At 68.5% G+C, this 22,214-nt stretch carries 21 protein-coding genes; 14 read left to right on the top strand and 7 right to left on the bottom strand.

Annotated features, from left to right (window positions below):
* Positions 1–36 precede the first annotated feature (36 nt).
* Both CA951_RS11725 and CA951_RS11720 read right to left on the bottom strand, forming a co-directional pair.
* On the bottom strand, positions 37–1,188 hold the full coding sequence (locus tag CA951_RS11725; RefSeq protein WP_087556993.1) for an MFS transporter: 1,152 nt from the start codon (positions 1,186–1,188) through the stop codon (positions 37–39).
* Positions 1,185–2,126, bottom strand: coding sequence for a PAC2 family protein (locus CA951_RS11720; protein WP_087556992.1), 942 nt, complete (start codon positions 2,124–2,126; stop codon positions 1,185–1,187). Before CA951_RS11720 ends, CA951_RS11725 begins: the two co-directional genes overlap by 4 nt.
* 51 nt (positions 2,127–2,177) lie before the next feature.
* Here CA951_RS11720 and metH point away from each other — a divergent pair, with 51 nt between their 5' ends.
* From metH to hisG, 6 genes are read left to right on the top strand one after another with little or no spacing between them, the layout of a single operon-like run.
* Complete coding sequence (gene metH / locus CA951_RS11715; protein ID WP_087556991.1) at positions 2,178–5,747, top strand: methionine synthase; 3,570 nt, start codon at positions 2,178–2,180, stop codon at positions 5,745–5,747.
* The gene (locus CA951_RS11710; protein ID WP_087556990.1) at positions 5,740–6,432 is read left to right on the top strand and encodes an HAD family phosphatase; all 693 of its coding nucleotides are present in this window, start codon (positions 5,740–5,742) and stop codon (positions 6,430–6,432) included. The genes metH and CA951_RS11710 overlap by 8 nt, the downstream gene beginning before the upstream one ends.
* A gap of 15 nt (positions 6,433–6,447) precedes the next feature.
* Positions 6,448–7,305, top strand: coding sequence for a rhodanese-related sulfurtransferase (locus CA951_RS11705; RefSeq protein WP_087556989.1), 858 nt, complete (start codon positions 6,448–6,450; stop codon positions 7,303–7,305).
* 1 nt (position 7,306) lies between these two features.
* On the top strand, positions 7,307–8,200 hold the full coding sequence (locus tag CA951_RS11700) for a pseudouridine synthase (protein WP_087556988.1): 894 nt from the start codon (positions 7,307–7,309) through the stop codon (positions 8,198–8,200).
* 25 nt (positions 8,201–8,225) lie between these two features.
* Positions 8,226–8,507 carry a phosphoribosyl-ATP diphosphatase gene (locus tag CA951_RS11695; RefSeq protein WP_009473527.1) on the top strand — a complete coding sequence of 94 codons (282 nt, stop codon included), beginning with the start codon at positions 8,226–8,228 and terminating at the stop codon, positions 8,505–8,507.
* Positions 8,508–8,554: 47 nt separating this feature from the next.
* Complete coding sequence (gene hisG, locus CA951_RS11690) at positions 8,555–9,406, top strand: ATP phosphoribosyltransferase (RefSeq protein WP_012687844.1); 852 nt, start codon at positions 8,555–8,557, stop codon at positions 9,404–9,406.
* A 37-nt stretch (positions 9,407–9,443) separates the two neighbouring features.
* Here the strand turns inward: hisG and CA951_RS11685 are convergent, their stop codons facing one another.
* Together CA951_RS11685 and CA951_RS11680 are read right to left on the bottom strand one after the other, a co-directional pair.
* The gene (locus tag CA951_RS11685) at positions 9,444–10,280 is read right to left on the bottom strand and encodes a thioesterase family protein (RefSeq protein WP_087556987.1); all 837 of its coding nucleotides are present in this window, start codon (positions 10,278–10,280) and stop codon (positions 9,444–9,446) included.
* Positions 10,277–11,182 (bottom strand): RecB family exonuclease, encoded by a 906-nt coding sequence (locus CA951_RS11680; RefSeq protein WP_087556986.1) that lies wholly within the window; start codon positions 11,180–11,182, stop codon positions 10,277–10,279. The genes CA951_RS11685 and CA951_RS11680 overlap by 4 nt, the downstream gene beginning before the upstream one ends.
* 95 nt (positions 11,183–11,277) lie before the next feature.
* On the opposite strand from CA951_RS11680, the gene CA951_RS11675 reads away from it, so the two are divergent.
* Positions 11,278–12,132, top strand: coding sequence for a tRNA (adenine-N1)-methyltransferase (locus tag CA951_RS11675; RefSeq protein WP_087556985.1), 855 nt, complete (start codon positions 11,278–11,280; stop codon positions 12,130–12,132).
* Positions 12,133–12,181: 49 nt separating this feature from the next.
* Here the strand turns inward: CA951_RS11675 and CA951_RS11670 are convergent, their stop codons facing one another.
* Positions 12,182–12,682, bottom strand: a complete 501-nt coding sequence (locus tag CA951_RS11670) for a hypothetical protein (protein WP_087556984.1) — start codon at positions 12,680–12,682, stop codon at positions 12,182–12,184.
* Positions 12,683–12,865: 183 nt separating this feature from the next.
* Between CA951_RS11670 and arc the strand changes: the two genes are divergently transcribed.
* Positions 12,866–14,641 (top strand): proteasome ATPase, encoded by a 1,776-nt coding sequence (gene arc, locus CA951_RS11665; RefSeq protein ID WP_087556983.1) that lies wholly within the window; start codon positions 12,866–12,868, stop codon positions 14,639–14,641.
* A gap of 63 nt (positions 14,642–14,704) precedes the next feature.
* On the opposite strand, the gene CA951_RS11660 is transcribed toward arc, so the two are convergent.
* On the bottom strand, positions 14,705–15,253 hold the full coding sequence (locus CA951_RS11660; RefSeq protein WP_087556982.1) for an NUDIX domain-containing protein: 549 nt from the start codon (positions 15,251–15,253) through the stop codon (positions 14,705–14,707).
* A gap of 82 nt (positions 15,254–15,335) precedes the next feature.
* Between CA951_RS11660 and CA951_RS11655 the strand changes: the two genes are divergently transcribed.
* The 5 genes from CA951_RS11655 to prcA all read left to right on the top strand — a co-directional run bounded on the left by CA951_RS11655 (position 15,336) and on the right by prcA (position 19,308).
* Entirely contained in the window at positions 15,336–15,713 is a 378-nt protein-coding gene (locus tag CA951_RS11655) for a nitroreductase family deazaflavin-dependent oxidoreductase (protein WP_087556981.1), read from the top strand.
* Between the two features lie 74 nt (positions 15,714–15,787).
* Positions 15,788–17,287, top strand: coding sequence for a depupylase/deamidase Dop (gene dop / locus CA951_RS11650; protein ID WP_087556980.1), 1,500 nt, complete (start codon positions 15,788–15,790; stop codon positions 17,285–17,287).
* A 169-nt stretch (positions 17,288–17,456) separates the two neighbouring features.
* On the top strand, positions 17,457–17,651 hold the full coding sequence (locus CA951_RS11645) for a ubiquitin-like protein Pup (protein ID WP_005242990.1): 195 nt from the start codon (positions 17,457–17,459) through the stop codon (positions 17,649–17,651).
* Positions 17,648–18,532, top strand: a complete 885-nt coding sequence (gene prcB / locus CA951_RS11640) for a proteasome subunit beta (RefSeq protein ID WP_087556979.1) — start codon at positions 17,648–17,650, stop codon at positions 18,530–18,532. The genes CA951_RS11645 and prcB overlap by 4 nt, the downstream gene beginning before the upstream one ends.
* Positions 18,529–19,308, top strand: a complete 780-nt coding sequence (prcA, locus tag CA951_RS11635) for a proteasome subunit alpha (RefSeq protein ID WP_087556978.1) — start codon at positions 18,529–18,531, stop codon at positions 19,306–19,308. The genes prcB and prcA overlap by 4 nt, the downstream gene beginning before the upstream one ends.
* Here prcA and CA951_RS11630 read toward each other — a convergent pair.
* Entirely contained in the window at positions 19,299–20,762 is a 1,464-nt protein-coding gene (locus tag CA951_RS11630) for a phosphatase PAP2 family protein (RefSeq protein WP_087557040.1), read from the bottom strand. The genes prcA and CA951_RS11630 overlap by 10 nt on opposite strands.
* Positions 20,763–20,838: 76 nt before the next feature.
* Here CA951_RS11630 and pafA point away from each other — a divergent pair, with 76 nt between their 5' ends.
* Positions 20,839–22,197 carry a Pup--protein ligase gene (gene pafA / locus CA951_RS11625; protein ID WP_201453095.1) on the top strand — a complete coding sequence of 453 codons (1,359 nt, stop codon included), beginning with the start codon at positions 20,839–20,841 and terminating at the stop codon, positions 22,195–22,197.
* Positions 22,198–22,214 lie beyond the last annotated feature (17 nt).

Below are 22,214 nucleotides of genomic sequence, written 5' to 3'. Positions count from 1 at the left end.
AATCAGGAACACCTCACAGCGTTCCCGGAAAGCGTGTCAGACAGGTGGTCGGTCGCGGGGCATCAGCAGTGGGGCCAGCACGGCGAGGAGCAGGGCCGGCAGAAGGAACCCGGCCGCGGGCGACACCGCGTACACCGGGGTGAGGGTGATCGGCGCGAGCGCGTTGCCGGTGAACCGCAACGCCTGCACGACGGACACCGCGCCGCCCCGGTTCGGGCCCGGCGATCCGAGGACGGCGGCGTTGACGCCGACCAGGATGAACTGACCTGCGGTTCCGGCCGCGAACCACGCCACGGCGACGACGGCGAGGAGCGATACGGTCCCGGCGACGGCGACCAGAGCCGCCCCGACGAATGCGCCGATCAACACGGCGGCCCGGGCTCCGATCTTGTCGATGACACCGCCGACGAGTCGTGCGGTGAGGATGCCGGCAATTCCGAACCCGGTGAGCAGCAGGCCGCGCTGGGTGGGGCTCAGACCGAACACGTCCTCGGCGCGGAAGGCGACCAGGAAGCTCAGCCCACCGAGTGCGCCCCAGCCGAGCAGTGCAACCACCCCGATTCTCAGCACCGACGGGGTGAGGGCGTCCCGCAGTCGCGGGCGCGCCGCCCCCGGCTCGGCGGGCGGGCTGTCGGGAACGCCGACGAGACCCAGCACCGCGGCCACGAGGGCGATGACGAGGAACGCGAGTCGCCAGTCGACCTCCGCCGCGAGGCCGCCGACGAGCGGGGCACTCGACTGTCCCGCGGCCTGGAAGGCGCCGAAGATCCCCAGCGCGCGGCCGAGGTGCTTCTTCGGCGTCGAGGCGGCGAGCGCGGCCAGCAGCAGCGGCGTCGTGAACGAGTTGGAACAGCCCTGAAGCACGCGGGCGCCGAGGAAGAGCGGCAGCGTCGGCGCCGCGAAGCAGGCCAGCGACGACAGCAGGTAGACTCCGTACGCGATCCGCACGGTCCGCATCTGTCCCCACCGGGCGCCCAGCGTGCCCGACACCAGCATCAGCAACGCGAACGGCAGCAGGTACGCCGTCAGCGACCCCGCCGCGGCGGATGCGCTCACGCCGAGGTCGTCACCGATCTCGGGGAGGATCGAGGCGACCACACCGCCGCCGAAGGGGCCGAGGAAGCCGCCGGCGTAGAGCGCCGTGCGCTGGAGCGAGGAACGAAGCGAATCGGACGAGTTCTTCGTCACAGCCCGAAGCTGCCGGGCCCACGCCTGCGGAGATACCGTTCGAACTCGGCCGCGAGCGCGTCACCGTCGATCTTCGAGATGGCGTCGGAGATGTCGGTCTCGGCGTCGCCGCGCTCCTCGAGGGAGCGGACGTAGTCGCCGATCTCCTCGTCGTCCGCGGTCATCTCGGTGACGGCTTCCTGCCAGTCGTCGGCCTGAGACGGGAGTTCCCCGAGGGGCACCTCGATGTCCAGGACGTCCTCGACGCGCTGCAGCAGTGCCACCGTCGCCTTGGGGTTCGGTGGCTGGGACACGTAATGGGGCACGGCCGCCCAGAACGACACGGCAGGCACACCCGCCCGGACACACGCGTCCTGCAGCACCCCGGTGATCCCGGTCGGCCCCTCGTAGCGGGTCTGCTCCAGCTTGAACCGCTCGGCGGCCTCGCTGCTGTACGCGCTGCCCGTCACCGGGACCGGCCGCGTGTGCGGGGTGTCCGCGAGCAGGGCCCCGAGGATCACCACGGTGTTGATCTGCAGTTGATCGATCAGCTCGAGAAGATCGTCGCAGAAGCTGCGCCAGCGCATGTTCGGTTCGATTCCGCGTAGCAGCACGACGTCGCGGTCGCTGCCGGGGGGCGAGCACACCGACAGCCGGGTGGCCGGCCACACGATCTCCCGGGTGACACCGTCGACCTGCCGGACCGTGGGGCGATTGACCTGGTAGTCGTAGTATTCCTCGGAGTCCAGCTCGGCCAGCGGCTGGGCGTCCCAGGTCAGTTCGAGGTGCTCGACGGCTCCGCTCGCGGCGTCGCCGGCGTCGTTCCAGCCTTCGAAGGCGGCGACGAGAACAGGGTCACGAAGTACGGGCACGGCGCTGTCGATAGCACCGTCGTCGGCGGTGTCGGGGGTGTCGTCGTCGGGGCCCGCAGGCGTGACGGGGAACTCACTGGAACTCACCCACCCAGCCTACGGCCAGCATTGGTTCGCGCGCCCACTAGTCTGGACGGCATGTCTGCGCCATTTCACTCTGCCCTGCTCGATGCGTTGAACCAGCGCGTTGTCATCGGCGACGGCGCCATGGGCACCATGTTGCAGGCCGCGGACCTCACGCTCGACGATTTCCTCGGGCTCGAAGGCTGCAACGAAATCCTCAACGACACCCGCCCTGACGTGCTGAAAGAGATCCACCGCGCGTATTTCGAGGCCGGGGCCGACGCCGTCGAGACCAACACGTTCGGGTGCAACCTCCCCAACCTCGCCGATTACGACATTTCGGACCGTATCCGGGAACTGGCCGAGAAGGGCACCCGGCTGGCGCGTGAGGTCGCCGACGAGATGGGGCCGGGACGCGACGGCATGGGCCGGTTCGTCCTCGGTTCGATGGGGCCCGGAACCAAGCTGCCGACGCTCGGCCACGCTCCGTTCGCGATCCTGCGCGACGCCTACGCGGAGGCCGCGATGGGCATGATCGACGGCGGCGCCGACGCGATCCTCGTCGAGACCTGCCAGGACCTGCTTCAGGTGAAGGCGGCCATCCTGGGAAGTCAGCGGGCGATGGAGACGCTCGGGTCGCGGCTGCCGATCATCACCCACGTCACGGTCGAGACCACCGGCACGATGCTGCTCGGTAGCGAGATCGGTGCCGCGCTGACCGCGCTCGAGCCGCTCGGCATCGACATGATCGGACTCAACTGCGCGACCGGTCCCGCCGAGATGAGCGAACATCTCCGCCACCTGTCCAAGTACAGCTCCCTGCCCGTGTCGGTGATGCCCAACGCCGGACTGCCGCAACTCGGCCCGAACGGCGCCGAGTACCCGCTCACCGCCGAGGAACTTGCCGAGGCGCTCAGCGGCTTCGTCACGGAGTTCGGTCTCGGTCTGGTGGGCGGCTGCTGCGGCACCACCCCGGAGCACATCCGGCAGGTGGCCGAAGCGGTCCGCCTCGTCGAGAAGGCCGCGCGCAACCCGGTGCACGAGTCGGGGACGTCGTCGCTGTACTCGGCGGTGCCGTTCGAGCAGGACGCCAGCATCCTGATGATCGGCGAGCGCACGAACTCCAACGGCTCCAAGGCATTTCGCGAGGCGATGCTCGCCGAGGACTACCAGAAGTGCCTCGACATCGCGAAGGATCAGACCCGCGACGGCGCCCACATGCTCGACCTCAACGTCGACTACGTCGGGCGCGACGGCGCCGCCGACATGGCCGCCCTCGCGAGCCGGTTCGCGACGTCGTCGACGCTGCCGATCATGCTCGACTCCACCGAGCCCGCGGTTCTGCAGGCCGGCCTCGAACACCTCGGTGGCCGGTGCGCCGTCAACTCCGTCAACTACGAGGACGGCGACGGACCGGACTCGCGGTTCCAGAAGATCATGCGGCTCGTCAAGGAGCACGGTGCCGCCGTCGTCGCGCTGACCATCGACGAGGAGGGCCAGGCACGCACCGCCGAGCACAAGGTCCGCATCGCGGAGCGTCTGCTCGACGACATCACCGAGAACTGGGGCCTCGACGAGTCCGACATCATCATCGACGCATTGACCTTCCCGATCTCCACCGGTCAGGAAGAGGTCCGCCGCGACGGCATCGAGACGATCGAGGCGATCCGCGAACTGAAGAAGCGGCACCCGCGGGTGCACTTCACCCTCGGCGTGTCCAACATCTCGTTCGGTCTCAACCCCGCCGCCCGGCAGGTGCTGAACTCCGTGTTCCTGCACGAGTGCACCGAGGCGGGCCTGGACACGGCCATCGTGCACGCGTCGAAGATCCTGCCGATGGCACGGATCCCCGACGAACAGCGCGAAACAGCCCTCGACCTGGTCTACGACCGTCGGCGCGAGGGTTACGACCCGCTGCAGAAGCTGATGGAACTGTTCGAGGGCGTCTCCGCGGCGTCGGCGCGCGAATCCCGCGCCCAGGAACTGGCGGCGCTGCCGCTGTTCGAGCGGCTGGAACGGCGCATCGTCGACGGTGAACGCAACGGCCTCGACGACGACCTCACCGCGGCGATGGAAGAGAAGCCGCCGCTCGCGATCATCAACGAGACCCTGCTGTCCGGCATGAAGACCGTCGGCGAACTGTTCGGGTCCGGGCAGATGCAGTTGCCGTTCGTGCTGCAGTCCGCCGAGGTGATGAAGGCGGCCGTGGCGTACCTCGAACCGCACATGGAGGCCACCGACGAGGACGGCAAGGGCCGCATCGTCATCGCCACCGTGAAGGGCGACGTCCACGACATCGGCAAGAACCTCGTCGACATCATCCTGAGCAACAACGGGTACGACGTGGTGAACCTCGGCATCAAGCAGCCGATCGCGACGATCCTCGACGCGGCGATCGAGCAGAAGGCCGACGTCATCGGCATGTCCGGTCTGCTCGTGAAGTCGACCGTGGTGATGAAGGACAACCTGCAGGAACTCAATTCCAAGGGCGTCGCGGAGAAGTTCCCCGTCCTCCTCGGCGGTGCCGCGCTGACCCGCTCGTACGTGGAGAACGACCTGGCCGAGGTGTACGAGGGCGACGTCAGCTACGCGCGCGACGCGTTCGAGGGCCTGCACAAGATGGACGAGATCATGGCCGTCAAGCGCGGCGGCGGGCCCGACCCGGACAGTCCGGAAGCGATCGCGGCCCGGGAGAAGGCGGCCGAACGCAAGGCCCGCCACGAACGGTCCAAGCGGATCGCGGAGAAGCGCAAGGCCGCCGAGACGCCGGTCGAGGTGCCGGAACGGTCCGACGTGGCCACCGACATCGTCGTCCCGAGCCCCCCGTTCTGGGGAAACCGGATCGTGAAGGGGGTCTCGCTGTCCGACTACGCCGGGCTGCTGGACGAGCGCGCCCTGTTCCTCGGGCAGTGGGGTCTGCGCGGGCAGCGTTCCGGCGACGGTCCCACCTACGAGGAACTGGTGGAGACGGAGGGTCGCCCCCGCCTGCGGTACTGGCTCGACCGGCTGAGCACCGAGGGAATCCTCGCCCACGCCGCCGTCGTGTACGGCTATTTCCCCGCGGTGTCCGAGGGCGACGACGTGGTCGTGCTCGCCGAACCGGCGCCCGACGCGGAGGAAAGCTTCCGGTTCACCTTCCCGCGCCAGCACCGGCACCGGTTCCTGTGCGTCGCGGACTTCGTGAGGTCCCGCACCGAGGCGAAGGAGACCGGTCAGGTCGACGTGTTCCCGATGCAGCTGGTCACCATGGGGCAGCCGATCGCGGACTTCGCGAACGAACTGTTCGCCGCCAACTCGTACCGCGACTACCTCGAGGTGCACGGCATCGGCGTGCAGCTGACGGAATCGCTGGCCGAGTATTGGCATCGACGGGTCCGTGAGGAACTCGTGCTGCCCGGCGGCCACAACGTCGCCGAGCAGGACCCGTCCGAGGTGTCCGGATTCTTCGACCTCGCCTACCGCGGCGCCCGCTACTCCTTCGGGTACGGCGCCTGCCCCAACCTGGAGGACCGCGCGAAGATGGTCGCTCTCCTCGAACCGGAACGGATCGGTGTGAAGTTGTCGGAGGAACTGCAGTTGCATCCCGAGCAGTCGACGGATGCGTTCGTGCTGCACCACCCCGAAGCCAAGTACTTCAATGTCTGACGCATTCGACGGTCTCGCAGGCGTGCTGTGGGACATGGACGGAACGCTGCTCGATTCCGAGAAGATGTGGGACGTCGCGGTCCGAGAGTTGTCGCTGAACCTCGGCGGGCCGATGACCGAGGAGACCCGGCTGAAGACGATCGGTGCGTCCAGCGCCAACGCGCTCGGTGTCATCTTCGACGCCCTCGGACTGGACCGGGATCCGGCCGCACTCGCCGAGGCCAAGGAATGGATGTTCACCCGCGTCGAGGAACTGTTCGGCGACGGCATCCCGTGGCGGCCGGGCGCCCACGACGCACTGCGGACCGCCCGGGCCCACGGCCTGAGGTCGGCGCTGGTGACCAACACCGAGCGCCGCCTCACCGAGCGGGCACTGGAGACGCTCGGCAGGCACCACTTCGACCACTCCGTGTGTGGCGACGAGGTGCCGGCAGGCAAACCGCATCCCGACCCGTACCTGCGGGGCGCCGAACTGCTCGGGCTGCATCCGTCGCAGTGCCTCGCCATCGAGGACTCGCCCACCGGCGCGGCGTCCGCGCAGGCCGCGGGATGCGTCGTCCTGATCGTCCCGTGCGAGATCCCGGTGGCCGACGGCCCGGGGCGGGTGTTCCGGGACAGTCTCGAAGGTCTCACCGGTTCCGATCTCGCCGAGGCCTGGGCGCAGCCGAGCGGTGTGCGTCTCTAGGTAGTCTGGATTCCCGTGGCTGTCCCGAAAATCGTGCTGTTCTACGTGTTCACCCCGCTCGCCGATCCGGAGGCCATCCGGCTGTGGCAGTACACGCTCGCCGAGGCGCACAACCTGACCGGACGGATCCTCGTCTCCGAGGACGGCATCAACGCGACCGTCGGCGGCGACATCCGCGACGTCAAGCGGTACGTGAAGGGGACACGAGGCTACGCGCCGTTCAAGGACGCCGACATCAAATGGTCGGACGGGCTCGGGGACGACTTCCCGCGGCTCAGCGTGAAGGTGCGGTCGGAGATCGTGACGTTCGGTGCGCCGGGCGAGCTGAAGGTGGACGCGGACGGCGTCGTCGGCGGCGGTACCCACCTGGCGCCGGAAGAAGTGCATCGATTGGTCGAGGGGCGCGGCGACGATGTCGTCTTCTTCGACGGACGCAACGGCTTCGAGGCGGAGATCGGCCGCTTCCGGGACGCCGTCGTGCCGGACGTGTCCACCACCCGCCACTTCGTGCACGAACTCGACAGCGGCAAGTACGACCATCTCAAGGACAAGGCCGTCGTCACCTACTGCACCGGGGGAGTGCGGTGCGAGGTTCTGTCCTCGCTGATGCGCTCGCGCGGGTTCGGCGAGGTCTACCAACTCGACGGCGGCATCGTCCGCTACGGGGAGGCGTTCGGTGACACAGGTCTGTGGGAGGGGTCGCTGTACGTCTTCGACAAGCGGATGACCATCGAGTTCAGTGATCAGGCCAAGACCCTGGGACGCTGCACCCGTTGCGGCGGTCCGACGTCCCGGTACGAGAATCTGCCGGACGACCGGGGCCGCGAACTCGTGCTCGTGTGCGCGGGTTGCACCGAGAACCGGGCCGGCTGAGGTGGCCGGGGCGCCGCTGCCCGTCCGCAACGGTCTCGGTCCCGATCGCATCCGGATGCCGGCCGGGCTCGGCGCGAAGACCGTCGCCGAATTCCTGGTCGACACGTACCCGGACGAGCGGGCGCACTGGCTGTCGCTGATCGACGGTGGGGAAGTCGTCGACGAACACGGCCGGGTCGTCGACCGCGCCACCCGCTATGCGCCGACCCGATTCGTGTACTTCTACCGCGACCCCGCACCCGAGATCCCGGTTCCGTTCGAGATCGACATCCTCCACCGTGACGACCACCTCGTGGTGATCGACAAGCCCCATTTCCTGGCGACCATCCCGCGGGGCGCGCACATCACCGAGACGGCGGTCGTGCGGTTGCGGCGCGCACTCGACCTCCCCGATCTCACGCCGGCGCACCGTCTCGACCGGATGACGGCTGGTGTGCTGGTGTTCCTGATCCGGCCGGAAGACCGAAGGCCGTATCAGGAACTGTTCGTCTCCCAGCAGGTCACCAAGGAGTACGAGGCCGTCGCCGGGCACGATCCCGCGCTGGAGTTTCCGCGCACCATCCGCAGCCGCATCGTCAAGGAACACGGGATCATGACGGCGACGGAGGAACCGGGAGAGCCGAACAGCGAAACCGCCGTCGACCTGATCGAGACCCGAGATGGCCGCGCCCGCTACCGGCTGCTGCCGAAGACCGGCCGGACGCACCAACTGCGGCTGCACATGTCGTCGCTGGGGCTGCCGATCGAGGGCGACAACTACTACCCGGACTTCCGGCGATCCGAGCCCGGCGACTTCTCGACGCCGTTGCGGTTGCTGGCGCGGGCCATCGAGTTCACCGATCCGCGTTCGGGCCGGGTCCGCCGGTTCGAGAGTCGCCGCACACTCGGGTGGTGACCGGTTCGGAGAGGTCCGCGGCGGCGTGAAACAATGGGTCCTCGTGAAGACCTTCGAATCCCTGTTCGCCGAGCTGACCGAGCGTGCCGCTACCCGCCCCGAGGGGTCCGGCACCGTTGCCGCCCTCGACGCCGGCGTCCATTCGCAGGGAAAGAAGATCCTCGAAGAGGCGGGTGAGGTGTGGATCGCCGCCGAGCACGAAAGCGATGAGGCGCTCGCCGAGGAGATCTCCCAACTGCTGTACTGGACGCAGGTGCTGATGGTGGGTAAGGGCCTGAAACTCGAGGACGTCTACCGACATCTGTGATCGGTGATCGAGACTCCTCCACCCGCTCCCGAAAGGAACCCTCAGCCATGCTGCGCGTCGCAGTCCCGAACAAGGGCTCGCTGTCCGAGTCCGCCGCCGAAATCCTCTCCGAGGCCGGCTACCGCCGTCGCACCGACTCTCGCGACCTGACCGTCCTCGACCCGTCCAATCAGGTCGAGTTCTTCTTCCTGCGCCCCAAGGACATTGCGATCTACGTCGGATCCGGCGAACTCGATCTGGGCATCACCGGCCGCGACCTCGCCCGTGACTCGGGCGCCCCGGTCGCCGAGCGGCTGTCGCTCGGCTTCGGCCGCTCCACGTTCCGGTACGCCGCCCCCGCGGGCAAGGACTGGAAGGTCGAGGACCTCGCCGGGCTCCGGATCGCCACGTCCTACCCCAACCTGGTGCGCGACGACCTGTCCGCGCGCGGGATCGAGGCGTCGGTCATCCGTCTCGACGGTGCCGTGGAGATCTCCATCCAGCTCGGGGTCGCCGACGCCATCGCCGACGTCGTCGGGTCCGGCCGCACGCTGCGCCAGCACAACCTGGTCGCGTTCGGTGACACCCTGTGCGACTCGGAGGGTGTGCTCATCGAGCGCGCCGGTTCGCCCGCCGACGATTCCGCTCGCAACCAGTTGGTCGAGCGGGTGCGCGGCATCGTCTTCGCGCAGCAGAATCTGATGCTCGACTACGACTGCCCGAAGACGATCCTCGACGACGCGCTGAAGATCACCCCCGGACTGGAGTCGCCGACGCTGTCCCCGCTCGCCGACGAGAACTGGGTCGCGGTCCGGGCGATGGTGCCGATCAAGGGTCACAACGGAGTGATGGACGAACTCGCGGATCTCGGCGCGAAGGCCATCCTCGCGTCGAACATCCGGTCCTGCCGCGCACTCTGATCTCGTTCCGCCGCAAGACGATCCGCGCCCGTTCCGATCAGGAGCGGGCGCGGACCTGTACGGTCTGGGCGATCCGGCCGACCGCACCGGTCTCGTCGTACAGCACGCCCGCGCACATTCCCACGCCGTCGGGGCCGATGGACGTTTCGGAACCGACGCCGACCCACTCGCCCTCGGGGACCCGGAAGATGTGCACGGTGAGGTCGGTGTTGAGGAACGTCCAGTCCGCCGGGTCCAGTTTCGATCCCACACCGTTGGCGACGTCCGCGATGGAGAAGAGCCGCTCGAGCGGCGTCATGGTCTCGCCGAGGACCAACGCGGGCCGCGGCCTCGCCCACAGCTTGCCGGGACCCTCGCACCCCATCTCGGCGATCCACCGCCAGTCGAGGGTCGTCAGATAGCCCGAATTCCAGCCCTCGCTGAACTTGCCCTCCCGGCCGGTGGACCGCGGTTCGAGTGGCGGGTCGACGACGTGGACGGCGTCGCCGGTGTCGACGGTCTCCATCCGCCACGCCGAGCCCCGCGCCACGGCACGCGGCCGGTCGCCGACGGTCCACAGTTCGGCGACCACCAGTTCCACCCGGCGGCCCGGCCGCTGCACCCAGGACCGGACCTCGAGTTCGGCGATCGGGATCGGGCCGAGGATTTCGACCACGACCCGCGTGATGCGCGCGTCGTCACGAGGGGCGCACCGTTCGAGTGCCCGCACGAGCAGCGCGGACGGGGGAGCACCGTGCTGCATCGTCTCGGCCCACACGCTGATCGTCAGGTCCGTGCTGTCGAATCGCTCGACCGTGACCTTCTGGTCCGAGTCCACTTCCGACGCACCCAGTGCTTCCGAACCGAGTGGTACGTAGTAGGACTCGGAACTCATTCGACAATCTCCTCGAAACCTGGTGCGTCTTCGGCGGGCCCCTCCGGCCATCCCGGGTAGGGAGGCGGCGTTCCTCCGAACGAGGGGCACAGGGACTTATGATCACACCAGTCGCAGAGCCGGCTCGGCTTGGGTCGGAAATCGCCGGTGACGCCCGCCGCCAGGATGGCCTTCCAGATCGCCGACAGCGTGCGCTCGAACCGCAGCAATTCGTCCTCGTCGGGCGCGTAGGTGAGGACCGTCCCGGACGCGAGGTACAGCAGCCGCAGCTGCGCGGGGACGATGCCGCGGGTGCGCAGCAGGACCAGCGCGTAGAACTTCATCTGGAACAGCGCCTTGGACTCCGACATCTCGCGGGGTGCGCGACCGGTCTTGTAGTCGACCACCCGCACCTCACCGGTGGGGGCGACGTCGATGCGGTCGACGAATCCGCGGAGCAGCACCCCGTCGGCGAGTTCGGTCTCGACGCGCTGTTCGCACGATTCGGCCTCGAACCGGGTGGGGTCCTCCAGCTGGTAGTAGGCGGTGACGAGCGACCGTGCCTCGTCGAGGAACGACTCGCGCTGGTCCTCGGGGACCAGGTCGATCAGGTCGGGAGCGTCGGCCAGGAGGCGCTCCCAGGACGGGAGGATCAGCTCGACCGCCTTCTGCGGGACCCGCTCGGCTGCGGGCAGCCCGAACAGGGATTCCAGGGCGGCGTGCACCACCGTGCCCTTCACCTGCGCGCGCGACGGCGCCTCGGGGAGCCGGTCGACGGCGCGGAAGCGGTAGAGGAGCGGGCACTGCTTGAAGTCGCCGGCCCGGGACGGTGACAGGGCGGGGCGCCTGCGGGTGACCGAAGTGTCGCCGGGCTGTGACGGGGAACCCTTTGTGACGGGGGCTGGCGACTCTGAGATGCTCACACCTGGCAGGGTAGGCCCCCGGTCCGACAGTCGTGTCGGGGCTGCGGGGCGGGCGCCGGACGGCGCCGGACGAACAGGCTGAGGAGTCGGTGACGATGGTGGGACGCGAAACGCGACCGAGTGGACCGTTTCGGGTGGGCGATCGCGTCCAGTTGACCGACAGCAAGGGTCGGCATTACACGGTCAACCTGGAGGCGGGCAAGGACTTCCACACGCACCGCGGCGGAATCCTGCACGACGACCTGATCGGCACCGACGAGGGCAGCGTGGTCAAGTCGACCAACGGCACCCCGTACCTCGCGTTGCGTCCGCTGCTCGTCGACTACGTCCTGTCGATGCCCCGCGGGGCGCAGGTCATCTACCCGAAGGACGCCGCGCAGATCGTCCACGAGGGCGACGTCTTCCCCGGCGCCCGCGTTCTCGAGGCCGGCGCCGGCTCGGGCGCACTGACGTGCTCCCTGCTGCGCGCGGTCGGGCCGGAAGGCCGGGTCATCTCGTACGAGGTGCGCGACGACCACGCCGAACACGCGGTGCGGAACGTCGAGACGTTCTTCGGGGAACGCCCCGCGAACTGGGACCTGACCATCGCCGACGTCGCCGAGTTCGATGCCGACGCGGCGGGCGGCCAGGTCGACCGGGTGGTCCTCGACATGCTGGCCCCCTGGGACGCGCTGCCCGCGGTGTCCAAGGCGCTGGTGCCCGGCGGTGTGCTCGTGGTCTACGTCGCGACTGTGACGCAGCTCTCCAAGGTCGTCGAGGCGATGCGCGAGCAGGAGTGCTGGACCGAGCCGCGGTCCTGGGAGTCGATCGTCCGGGGCTGGCACGTCGTCGGGCTCGCCGTGCGGCCGGAACACCGGATGCAGGGCCACACCGCGTTCCTGGTGAGCGCCCGGCGTCTCGCCGAGGGAACCGTCACACCCAAGCCGCAGCGCCGGTCGGGTAAGGGCTGAGACACGCCTTCGGCGGCGCCCGGAGCGGGCGCCGCCGAAGGACGAAGAGTCAGCTGCAGCTCGCGCGTGCCATGCCGAGGAGGGTGCACGTGCTCTCGTCCGACACCTTCCACACGCCGTCGACGTTCTCCCACGTCCACGCCGTCGGAGCGGCCGTGCCGTGCGGGCTCACGATCGCGACGTTCGCCGTCGCCGTATCGCCTTCCACCTGCACGTCCGTGACCGTGAAGGAGACCGGGTAGTTGGCCATGGCGGCGGTCATCGCCTCGAGATTCGGGCGGCGTTCGTCGCCGTCGACGACCACTGCCGTCTTGTCGTCTACCGGCCGCGCCGGGTCCACGAGCAGCTGGAGCGTACCGAGCAGTTCCTCCGGCGTGGGGGCGGCGGCCGCGTCTGCCTGGGACGACGTGGCCGCGGACGTCGCCGCGGCGGTGTCGGAACCGTCGTCGGACGAGCACGCCGACATCCCGAGCGCGAGAACCACCGCGCCCACGGCAATCACGGACCTACCGGTGAAGGATGTGCCGTTCAGGGACTTGCGGATTATCACGACGAACCCTTTCGTTATACAGAATAGAGAGGAAACTGCTCGACAGGTAGGTAAGGCTAACATGAGAGTTTCGGAGGCCCTGGGTGTCGCGTATGCCGATTCGCAATCGGCAGAATCCGTGTCACGGCGCAGAATTCGGGGAGTGCCGGTAGCGTTGATAGATCTCATTGGGAGGAGACGCACATGAGCTCGACAGAGAACCCCGATTCGGTTGCGGCCGCACGAGAGCTCGAGGCGTTGCGCGCAGAGGCGTCGGCACTGCGCAGGCAGCTCGCGGAGTCGCCGGAACAGCTTCGTGAGATGGAATCGCGAGTGGACTCGCTGTCCATCCGGAACACCAAGCTGATGGACACCCTCAAGGAGGCCCGTCAGCAGCTCATTGCGCTTCGAGAGGAAGTCGATCGCCTCGGCCAGCCGCCGAGCGGATACGGCGTGCTGCTCGGAGTGCACGACGACCAGACCGTGGACGTGTTCACCTCCGGACGCAAGATGCGGTTGACCTGCTCCCCTAACGTCGACGCCGAGACCCTCAAGCTCGGCCAGACCGTGCGCCTCAACGAGGCACTCACGATCGTGGAAGCGGGCACTTTCGAGCGCGTCGGTGAGATCAGCACGCTGCGCGAGGTCCTCGACGACGGTCATCGCGCCCTCGTGGTCGGCCACGCCGACGAGGAACGGATCGTCTGGCTGGCCGAACCCCTCGCCACCGTGTACGCGGACAGCGAGAGGGAGTCGGTCGCGTACGACGCCGAATCGCCCACCCGCAAACTGCGGCCGGGCGACTCCCTCCTCGTCGACACGAAGGCCGGGTACGCGTTCGAGCGGATCCCCAAGGCCGAGGTCGAGGATCTCGTCCTCGAAGAGGTCCCCGACGTCCACTACGACGACATCGGCGGCCTCGGCCGGCAGATCGAGCAGATCCGCGACGCCGTCGAGTTGCCGTTCCTCCACAAGGACCTGTTCCACGAATACGAGCTCCGCCCGCCGAAGGGTGTTCTCCTCTACGGTCCTCCCGGGTGCGGCAAGACGCTCATCGCGAAGGCGGTCGCCAACTCGCTCGCGAAGAAGATCGCCGAGGCCCGGGGGCAGGACAGCAAGGAAGCCAAGTCCTACTTCCTCAACATCAAGGGCCCCGAGCTGCTGAACAAGTTCGTCGGCGAGACCGAGCGGCACATCCGGCTGATCTTCCAGCGGGCCCGGGAGAAGGCGTCCGAGGGCACCCCGGTGATCGTGTTCTTCGACGAGATGGATTCGATCTTCCGCACCCGCGGATCGGGTGTCTCCTCCGACGTCGAAACCACCGTCGTGCCGCAGCTGCTCAGTGAGATCGACGGTGTCGAGGGACTCGAGAACGTCATCGTGATCGGCGCATCCAACCGCGAGGACATGATCGACCCCGCGATCCTGCGTCCCGGCCGCCTCGACGTGAAGATCAAGATCGAACGCCCCGACGCCGAGTCGGCGCAGGACATCTTCTCGAAGTACCTCGTCGAGACGCTGCCGGTGCACGCCGACGACATCGCGGAGTTCGGTGGCGACCGCACGGCCTGCATCCGGGTGATGATCGAACGGGTCGTCGACCGCATGTACGCCGAGAGCGAGGAGAACCGCTTCCTCGAGGTCACGTACGCGAACGGCGACAAGGAGGTCCTGTACTTCAAGGACTTCAACTCGGGGGCGATGATCCAGAACATCGTCGACCGCGCCAAGAAGTACGCGATCAAGTCGGTGCTCGACACCGGTGCCCCGGGCCTGCGCGTCCAGCACCTGTTCGACTCCATCGTCGACGAGTTCTCGGAGAACGAGGACCTGCCGAACACCACCAACCCCGACGACTGGGCCCGGATCTCGGGCAAGAAGGGTGAGCGGATCGTTTACATCCGCACGTTGGTCACCGGCAAGAACGCGAGCGCGAGCCGCGCCATCGACACCGAGTCCAACACCGGCCAGTACCTGTAGGCCGATCGGCACGACCCGCGCGGCGGGAACCCGGATGCGGTTCCCGCCGCGCGGGTCGTCGTGTCAGCGGTCCCGTGCGACGAGGTAGTCCTCGAGGAGTGCCCTCGTGTCCGGGACGAACGGCCACTGCGGGTCGCGCAGATGCGTCACCAGTTCGTGGGGTGTCCACCACCAGCCCGAAGCGATCTCGCTGGCCTGGTGGACGACGGGCCCGTCCCAGTGCGTCTCGTAGGCGTACAGGTGGCAGCGCAGTCGCAGGCCCTGCCACTCGCCGTCCCACGCCACCCTCGCGATGGGGCTGAGGCCGACCCCGGTGATGCCCAGTTCCTCCGCCAGTTCCCGCGCTGCGGCCTCCTCCGGGGTCTCCCCGGGATCGACCACCCCGCCCGCCAGGCAGTCGTGGTGTCCGGCGAACACCGTCTTCGTGTCCGACCGCCGGTGCACGTAGAGGCGCTGTTCGTCGCCGGATCGGACGAGGACCCCGGCGCTCGCGTGCCACAGTCCCTCGGCGTAGACGCGGGAGCGCGCGGCGGACCCCACCGGCCGCCCGGAACTGTCGAACACCGCCACCACTTCGTCCGTGCCGGGTGGGGTGTGCGGTGCGGAATCCATGAGTCGATCCTGCCAGCACCCCGGCGAACGTCGGTACTGTCGAGGTCGGTTGCTCGTGCCGGTGCCCAAGGGGTGAGAGTTCATGGCGTTGCCGCGTTCGATCGCCCGATTCAACCGGGTCGTCACCAACCGGGTGAGCCGCCACGTCGCGACATTCCTGCCCGGTTTCGCCATCGCCGAGCACCGCGGCCGTACGTCGGGCAAGACGTACCGCACACCCGTCAACGTGTTCGTCGTGGACGGCCGCTACCGGTTCGCCCTCACGTACGGGGCGCACAGCGACTGGGTGCGAAACGTGGTGGCGGCGGGCGGATGCACCATCGTGACGCGCCGCCGGACGGTGCACCTGACGGACCCTCGAATCGGCACCGACGGCACCCACTCCTGGGCGCCGCCCGGGGTCCGGACCGTGCTCGAGGCGATCTCGGCGGACCAGTACCTGGAGTGCTCGCCGGGCTAGTCGCGGGACACCGACGGCTCGCGCGGCAGGAGTGTGCCGCCGGGTGACGTGGGTGATCGCATAGGCTCGGCAGCATGCAGCGGATCATCGGTGTCGAAGTCGAGTACGGAATCTCCTCACCCAGCGAGCCTTCGGCCAATCCGATCTTGACGTCCACCCAGGCGGTGCTGGCCTATGCGGCGGCAGCGGGAGTGCCGCGCGCCAAGCGCACCCGATGGGATTACGAGGTGGAATCCCCGCTGCGGGACGCCCGCGGATTCGACCTGGGCCGGCTCAGCGGCCCGGCGCCGGTGATCGACGCGGACGAGGTCGGCGCGGCCAACATGATCCTCACCAACGGCGCCCGGCTGTACGTCGACCACGCGCATCCCGAGTACTCGGCCCCGGAGGTCACCGACCCGCTGGACGCCGTCATCTGGGACAAGGCCGGTGAACGCGTGATGGAGGCGGCCGCCCGGCACGCGTCGAGCGTGCCCGGCGCCCCGCGACTCCAGCTGTACAAGAACAACGTGGACGGCAAGGGCGCGTCGTACGGCACCCACGAGAACTACCTGATGTCCCGGGCCACGCCGTTCTCCGCGGTGATCAACGGGCTGACGCCATTCTTCGCGTCCCGTCAGGTGATCTGCGGGTCGGGCAGGGTGGGCATCGGCCAGTCCGGTGACGAGGCCGGCTTCCAGCTGTCCCAGCGGGCCGACTACATCGAGGTGGAGGTCGGGCTCGAGACCACACTCAAGCGCGGCATCATCAACACCCGCGACGAACCGCACGCCGACGCGGACAAGTACCGGCGCCTGCACGTCATCATCGGCGACGCGAACCTCGCCGAGATGTCGACGTACCTCAAGGTCGGGACGACGGCGCTGGTCCTCGATCTCATCGAGGCCGGTGTCGACCTCACCGACCTGCAGCTGGCCCGACCGGTCACCGCCGTGCACCACATCAGCCACGACCCGACGCTGCGCGCCACGGTCGCGCTGGCCGACGGCCGGGAACTGACCGGGCTTGCGTTGCAGCGGATCTACCTGGACCGGGTCGACAAGTTCATGTCCGCCGAGGGCAACGACGACCCCCGCGTGGCCGACCTGCTCGAGAAGTGGGCGATGGTGCTCGACCTCCTCGAGCGGGACCCGATGGAATGCGCCCACCTGCTGGACTGGCCTGCCAAGTTGCGCCTGCTCGAGGGTTTCCGGAACCGGGAGGGCCTCAACTGGTCCGCGCCGCGACTGCATCTCGTCGACCTGCAGTACTCGGACGTGCGCCTCGACAAGGGGCTCTACAACCGGCTCGTCGCCCGCGGGTCGATGGAACGCCTGGTGTCGGAGCAGGCGGTGCTCGACGCCGTCGACACCCCGCCGACCGACACCCGCGCCTACTTCCGCGGCGAGTGCCTGCGCAAGTTCGGCGCCGACATTGCGGCTGCGAGCTGGGATTCGGTGATCTTCGATCTCGGTGGAGACTCGCTGGTCCGCATCCCCACCCTGGAGCCGCTGCGGGGCAGCAAAGCGCACGTGGGGAGGCTGCTGGAGTCGGTGGAAACCGCGAAAGAGCTCGTCGACGAGCTCACGAACTGACATCTCCGCCGTTCCCGGACAGATCTGCCCCGAACTCACCGTCGCGTCGGCACACGTGGGGCGGCGACGCTCGGTAGGGTGAAGGTCCGAGCGGATGATGTAGTCAGACTGCTTGGCAGGACAGGACGCTCGGAAGAAGAGCTCCCTTCACACAAGGAGGTCGGCGGCGATGGCACAAGAGCAGACCAAACGAACTGGCGGCGGCGACGAGGACGACACCCCGGGCGGTGACGGTGCCGCTGGTCAGGAACGTCGCGAAAAGCTGGCCGAGGACACCGACGACCTTCTCGACGAGATCGACGACGTGCTCGAGGAGAACGCCGAGGACTTCGTCCGGGCCTATGTCCAGAAGGGCGGCCAGTGACGGCGGATCGACCGGCATTGCGGACAGGCGACGGTGACACGAGGCTCAGTTTCGGTTCGAATCTGAGCTCGTTCACCGAGTATCTGCGTGGTCACGCACCAGAATTGCTGCCGGAGAATCGGATCGGCCATCGTTCGCACTCGACACGGGGTGGTGACGGGATGGAGAGCGGTGATCTCGCACCGCACGGAACGACGATCGTGGCGCTCACCTACAAGGGTGGCGTCCTGCTCGCAGGCGACCGGCGCGCGACCCAGGGCAACCTGATCGCCAGTCGGGACGTCGAGAAGGTGTACGTCACCGACGAGTTTTCGGCGGCCGGTATCGCCGGCACCGCGGGCATCGCCATCGAACTGGTGCGGCTGTTCGCCGTCGAACTCGAGCACTACGAGAAGATCGAGGGCGTTCCGCTGACCTTCGACGGCAAGGCCAACCGGCTTGCGTCGATGGTGCGGGGCAACCTCGGGGCGGCGATGCAAGGTCTCGCGGTCGTCCCGCTGCTGGTCGGCTACGACCTCGACGCGGACGACGAGGCACGGGCGGGCCGCATCGTCTCGTACGACGTCGTCGGTGGCCGGTACGAGGAACGCGCCGGATACCACGCGGTCGGTTCGGGATCGTTGTTCGCGAAGTCGGCGCTGAAGAAGATCTACTCGCCGGACAGCGACGAGGAGACCGCCCTGCGGGCGGCCATCGAATCGTTGTACGACGCGGCCGACGACGACTCGGCCACCGGTGGGCCCGACCTGACCCGCGGCATCTACCCGACCGCGGTCACGATCACCCAGGCCGGTGCCGTGCACGTGTCGGAGGAGACGACGTCCGAGTTGGCTCGGCGCATCGTCGCCGAGCGCACCGAACAAGGGGGGTCTGCGCGATGACCATGCCGTATTACGCCTCCGCCGAGCAGATCATGCGGGACCGCTCGGAACTGGCGCGCAAAGGAATTGCCCGGGGACGCAGCGTCGTGGTGCTCACGTTCCGCGACGGCGTGCTGTTCGTCGCGGAGAATCCCTCGACCGCCCTCCACAAGGTCAGCGAACTGTACGACCGGCTCGGCTTCGCGGCCGTCGGCAAGTACAACGAGTTCGAGAACCTGCGGCGCGCCGGGATCGTCCACGCAGACATGCGCGGCTACTCCTACGACCGCCGTGACGTGACGGGCCGATCGCTCGCCAACGCGTACGCGCAGACCCTGGGCACGATTTTCACCGAGCAGCCCAAGCCGTACGAGGTGGAGATCTGCGTCGCCGAGGTCGGGCGGGTGGGCAGCCCGAAGGCTCCCCAGCTGTACCGCATCACGTACGACGGATCCATCGTCGACGAACAGCATTTCGTGGTGATGGGTGGCACGACCGAGCCGATTGCGACCGCCATGCGCGAGTCGTACCGTGCCGACCTCGACCTCGAGGCGGCGGTCGGCATCGCGGTCAACGCCCTGCGTCAGGGCGGCGCCGGGGAGGGCGAGAAGCGGAATGTCGACGTGGCCAGCCTCGAGGTGGCCGTGCTCGATCAGTCCCGTCCTCGCCGCGCATTCCGGCGGATCGCCGGGCCCGCGCTCGAACAACTCGTTCCCGCGGCGCCGGCGGCCGCCTCGGAGTCCGCTCCGGAGCCGAAACCGGACACCGAGACGAAGCCGGCCGACACTCAGGACTGAGGTCGGTATACGGCGATCGCTCCGGGTTCCGTCCGGAACTCGAACCGCCGCGCGTCGGCCACCACTTCACCGTCGGTGGCCAGCGCCACCGGCGCCCCATTCACCCGCACGGTGAGCCGGGGCACGAGGGATCGCACGTACACCCGGCTGCTTCCGAGCGTTCCGGTCGCGGCGGCGAACAACAGCCGCGGCCGGGACGCTCGCCGGTCGGCTCGCACATACCGGACGTCGAGCAGTCCGCCGGTGATCGCGGGACGGGACATCGGAACCTGATCGGCGGGGGAATACCGACCGTTCCCCACGAACAGCATCCAGACCTTCACGGGGCGGCCGTCGATGGTGATGGCGAGCGGTGTTGCCGCGGAGAGAATCCGGATCATCGCAGCAGCGGCCGCGGGCCACTTCCCGTACCGGGGCTGCCACTTCTCCCGCAGCCGGACCGCGTCGGGATAGCCGCCGAGACTGGCGGTGTTGAGGAACGGGGCGGGATCCGCGACGTCGGTGTGGACGACGGCCTGGTCGACGAGAACCGCATGTCCGGACTCGACGGCGTTCGCCGTGTCCGAGATGTCGGCGACGCCGGCGTCCCGCGCGAAGTGGTTGAGGGTTCCGCCGGGGAACACCGCCAGCGGCAGAGAATGACGTGCGGCCGCGGACGCCACGGCGACCACGGTCCCGTCCCCACCGCACACTCCGAGGGCACGCGGATTCGTGTCGGCCACCCAGGCGTCGAGTTGCGCGGCGAAATCGTGATCGGTGTCGAGGGCGCGCACGTGCGCCTTCGGGAGAGCGGTCGCGATGTCCTCGCTGGGATCCACGCTGTCCGGCCCGGACTCCGGGTTCACCACCACGAGCAGGTCCTCACCGCTCGGCAGGGCCGGCGCGTCGACGGTGCGACCCAGTTCCGCCGGGTCCTCGGTGCGCACCGCCCACCAGCGGCGGGTTCCTGAAGCGACGGCCCCGCCGAGCACCAGCCCGGTTACGACGTCCGACGGCCAGTGGACGCCGTTGTGCACCCGGGAGTACGCCACCGCGGCGGCGAGGGGAGCCAGTACGGCGCCGGCCGCGGGCGATTCCAGAGCGACGCCTGTGGTGAACGCTGCCGCCGACGCCGAATGTCCCGATGGGAAGGACGAGGACCGGGGGATCGGCACCCCGCGCAGCACGTTCGTCCACGTGCGGGCGGGCGGGCGGCGCCGCGGGAACAACGGTTTGAGGATGCCGTTGGCCAGACCGCTCGCCATCGCGAGGGACAGCAGGCCGCGCACGGCGCCGCGCCGGGCGCGCCCGCCGGCCAGTCCCAGCAGTGCCGCCACACACCACCACAGGACCCCCTTGTCGGCGGCGTGACTGAGGAAGCGCATCGCGCGGTCGACCTCGGAGGGGCGCAGATCGGCGCTGCGGCCGAACACGATCTCGTCGGCCCGGTGGATGCGGTGCAGGTGTCGGTTCACCGTCTCAGCGTAGGCGCGGAGTGTCGCCGCACGGTTTTCCCGCTCCGCCGGGTGATCGGCGTTGTACTGTCGAGGTGTGCAGCGACGAATCATGGGAATTGAGACAGAGTTCGGTGTGACCTGCACCTTCCATGGTCACAGGCGACTGAGCCCGGACGAGGTTGCGCGCTACCTGTTCCGGCGGGTGGTGTCGTGGGGCCGGAGCTCCAACGTGTTCCTCCGGAACGGTGCCCGCCTGTATCTGGACGTCGGCTCGCACCCCGAATACGCGACCGCCGAGTGCGACAACCTCATCCAGTTGGTCAACCACGACCGGGCGGGTGAGCGCGTTCTCGAGGAGTTGCTGATCGACGCCGAGCAGCGGCTCGCCGAGGAAGGCATCGGCGGCGACATCTACCTGTTCAAGAACAACACGGACTCGGCGGGCAATTCGTACGGCTGTCACGAGAACTTCCTCGTGGCCCGGGCCGGCGAATTCTCGCGGATCTCGGACGTGCTGCTCCCGTTCCTGGTGACGCGGCAGCTGATCTGCGGTGCGGGCAAGGTGCTGCAGACGCCGAAGGCGGCCACGTTCTGCCTGTCGCAGCGCGCCGAGCACATCTGGGAGGGCGTGTCCTCGGCGACCACCCGGTCGCGGCCCATCATCAACACCCGTGACGAGCCGCACGCCGACGCGGAGAAGTACCGCCGCCTGCACGTGATCGTCGGCGACTCGAACATGTCCGAGTCCACCACGATGCTGAAGGTGGGCACGGCGGCGCTCGTGCTCGAGATGATCGAGGCCGGGGTGTCGTTCCGCGACTTCGCGCTCGACAACCCGATCCGCGCCATCCGCGAGGTCAGTCATGACGTCACCGGACGCCGTCCCGTGCGGCTGGCAGGCGGCAGGCAGGCCAGCGCCCTCGACATCCAGCGGGAGTACCACGCCCGCGCCGTCGAACACCTGCAGAACCGCGACCCCGATCCGCAGGTCACGCAGGTGGTCGAACTGTGGGGCCGCATGCTGGACGCCGTCGAGACGCAGGACTTCGCGAAGGTCGACACGGAGATCGACTGGGTGATCAAGCGCAAGCTGTTCCAGCGCTACCAGGACCGGCACGGCTTCGAACTGGCCGACCCGAAGATCGCGCAACTCGACCTGGCGTACCACGACATCAAACGCGGGCGCGGCGTGTTCGACGTGCTGCAGCGCAAGGGTCTGGTGAAGCGGATCACCGAGGACGAGACGATCGAGGCTGCGGTGGACACGCCGCCGCAGACCACCCGGGCGAAGCTGCGCGGCGAGTTCATCACCGCCGCGCAGGAGGCCGGACGCGACTTCACGGTCGACTGGGTGCATCTCAAGCTCAACGACCAGGCGCAGCGGACCGTGCTGTGCAAGGACCCGTTCCGGTCGGTTGACGAGCGGGTGGAGCGGCTGATTGCCTCGATGTAGCGGCGCTCGGGGAGTCC

Origin of the sequence: Rhodococcus sp. NCIMB 12038 (genome assembly GCF_002165735.1) — a bacterium.
Classification (GTDB): domain Bacteria; phylum Actinomycetota; class Actinomycetes; order Mycobacteriales; family Mycobacteriaceae; genus Rhodococcus_F.
Note: the sequence above shows the minus strand (reverse complement) of the source record. Positions and strands in the feature narration are given on the sequence as shown.

Coding starts and splice junctions, on each gene's coding strand:
- CA951_RS11675 (WP_087556985.1), top strand. CDS start 11,278: ATGGTGGGACGCGAAACGCGACCGAGTGGACCGTTTCGGGTGGGCGAT.
- CA951_RS11655 (WP_087556981.1), top strand. CDS start 15,336: ATGGCGTTGCCGCGTTCGATCGCCCGATTCAACCGGGTCGTCACCAAC.
- metH (WP_087556991.1), top strand. CDS start 2,178: ATGTCTGCGCCATTTCACTCTGCCCTGCTCGATGCGTTGAACCAGCGC.
- CA951_RS11660 (WP_087556982.1), bottom strand. CDS start 15,253: ATGGATTCCGCACCGCACACCCCACCCGGCACGGACGAAGTGGTGGCG.
- CA951_RS11645 (WP_005242990.1), top strand. CDS start 17,457: ATGGCACAAGAGCAGACCAAACGAACTGGCGGCGGCGACGAGGACGAC.
- hisG (WP_012687844.1), top strand. CDS start 8,555: ATGCTGCGCGTCGCAGTCCCGAACAAGGGCTCGCTGTCCGAGTCCGCC.
- dop (WP_087556980.1), top strand. CDS start 15,788: ATGCAGCGGATCATCGGTGTCGAAGTCGAGTACGGAATCTCCTCACCC.
- CA951_RS11685 (WP_087556987.1), bottom strand. CDS start 10,280: ATGAGTTCCGAGTCCTACTACGTACCACTCGGTTCGGAAGCACTGGGT.
- prcA (WP_087556978.1), top strand. CDS start 18,529: ATGACCATGCCGTATTACGCCTCCGCCGAGCAGATCATGCGGGACCGC.
- arc (WP_087556983.1), top strand. CDS start 12,866: ATGAGCTCGACAGAGAACCCCGATTCGGTTGCGGCCGCACGAGAGCTC.
- CA951_RS11710 (WP_087556990.1), top strand. CDS start 5,740: ATGTCTGACGCATTCGACGGTCTCGCAGGCGTGCTGTGGGACATGGAC.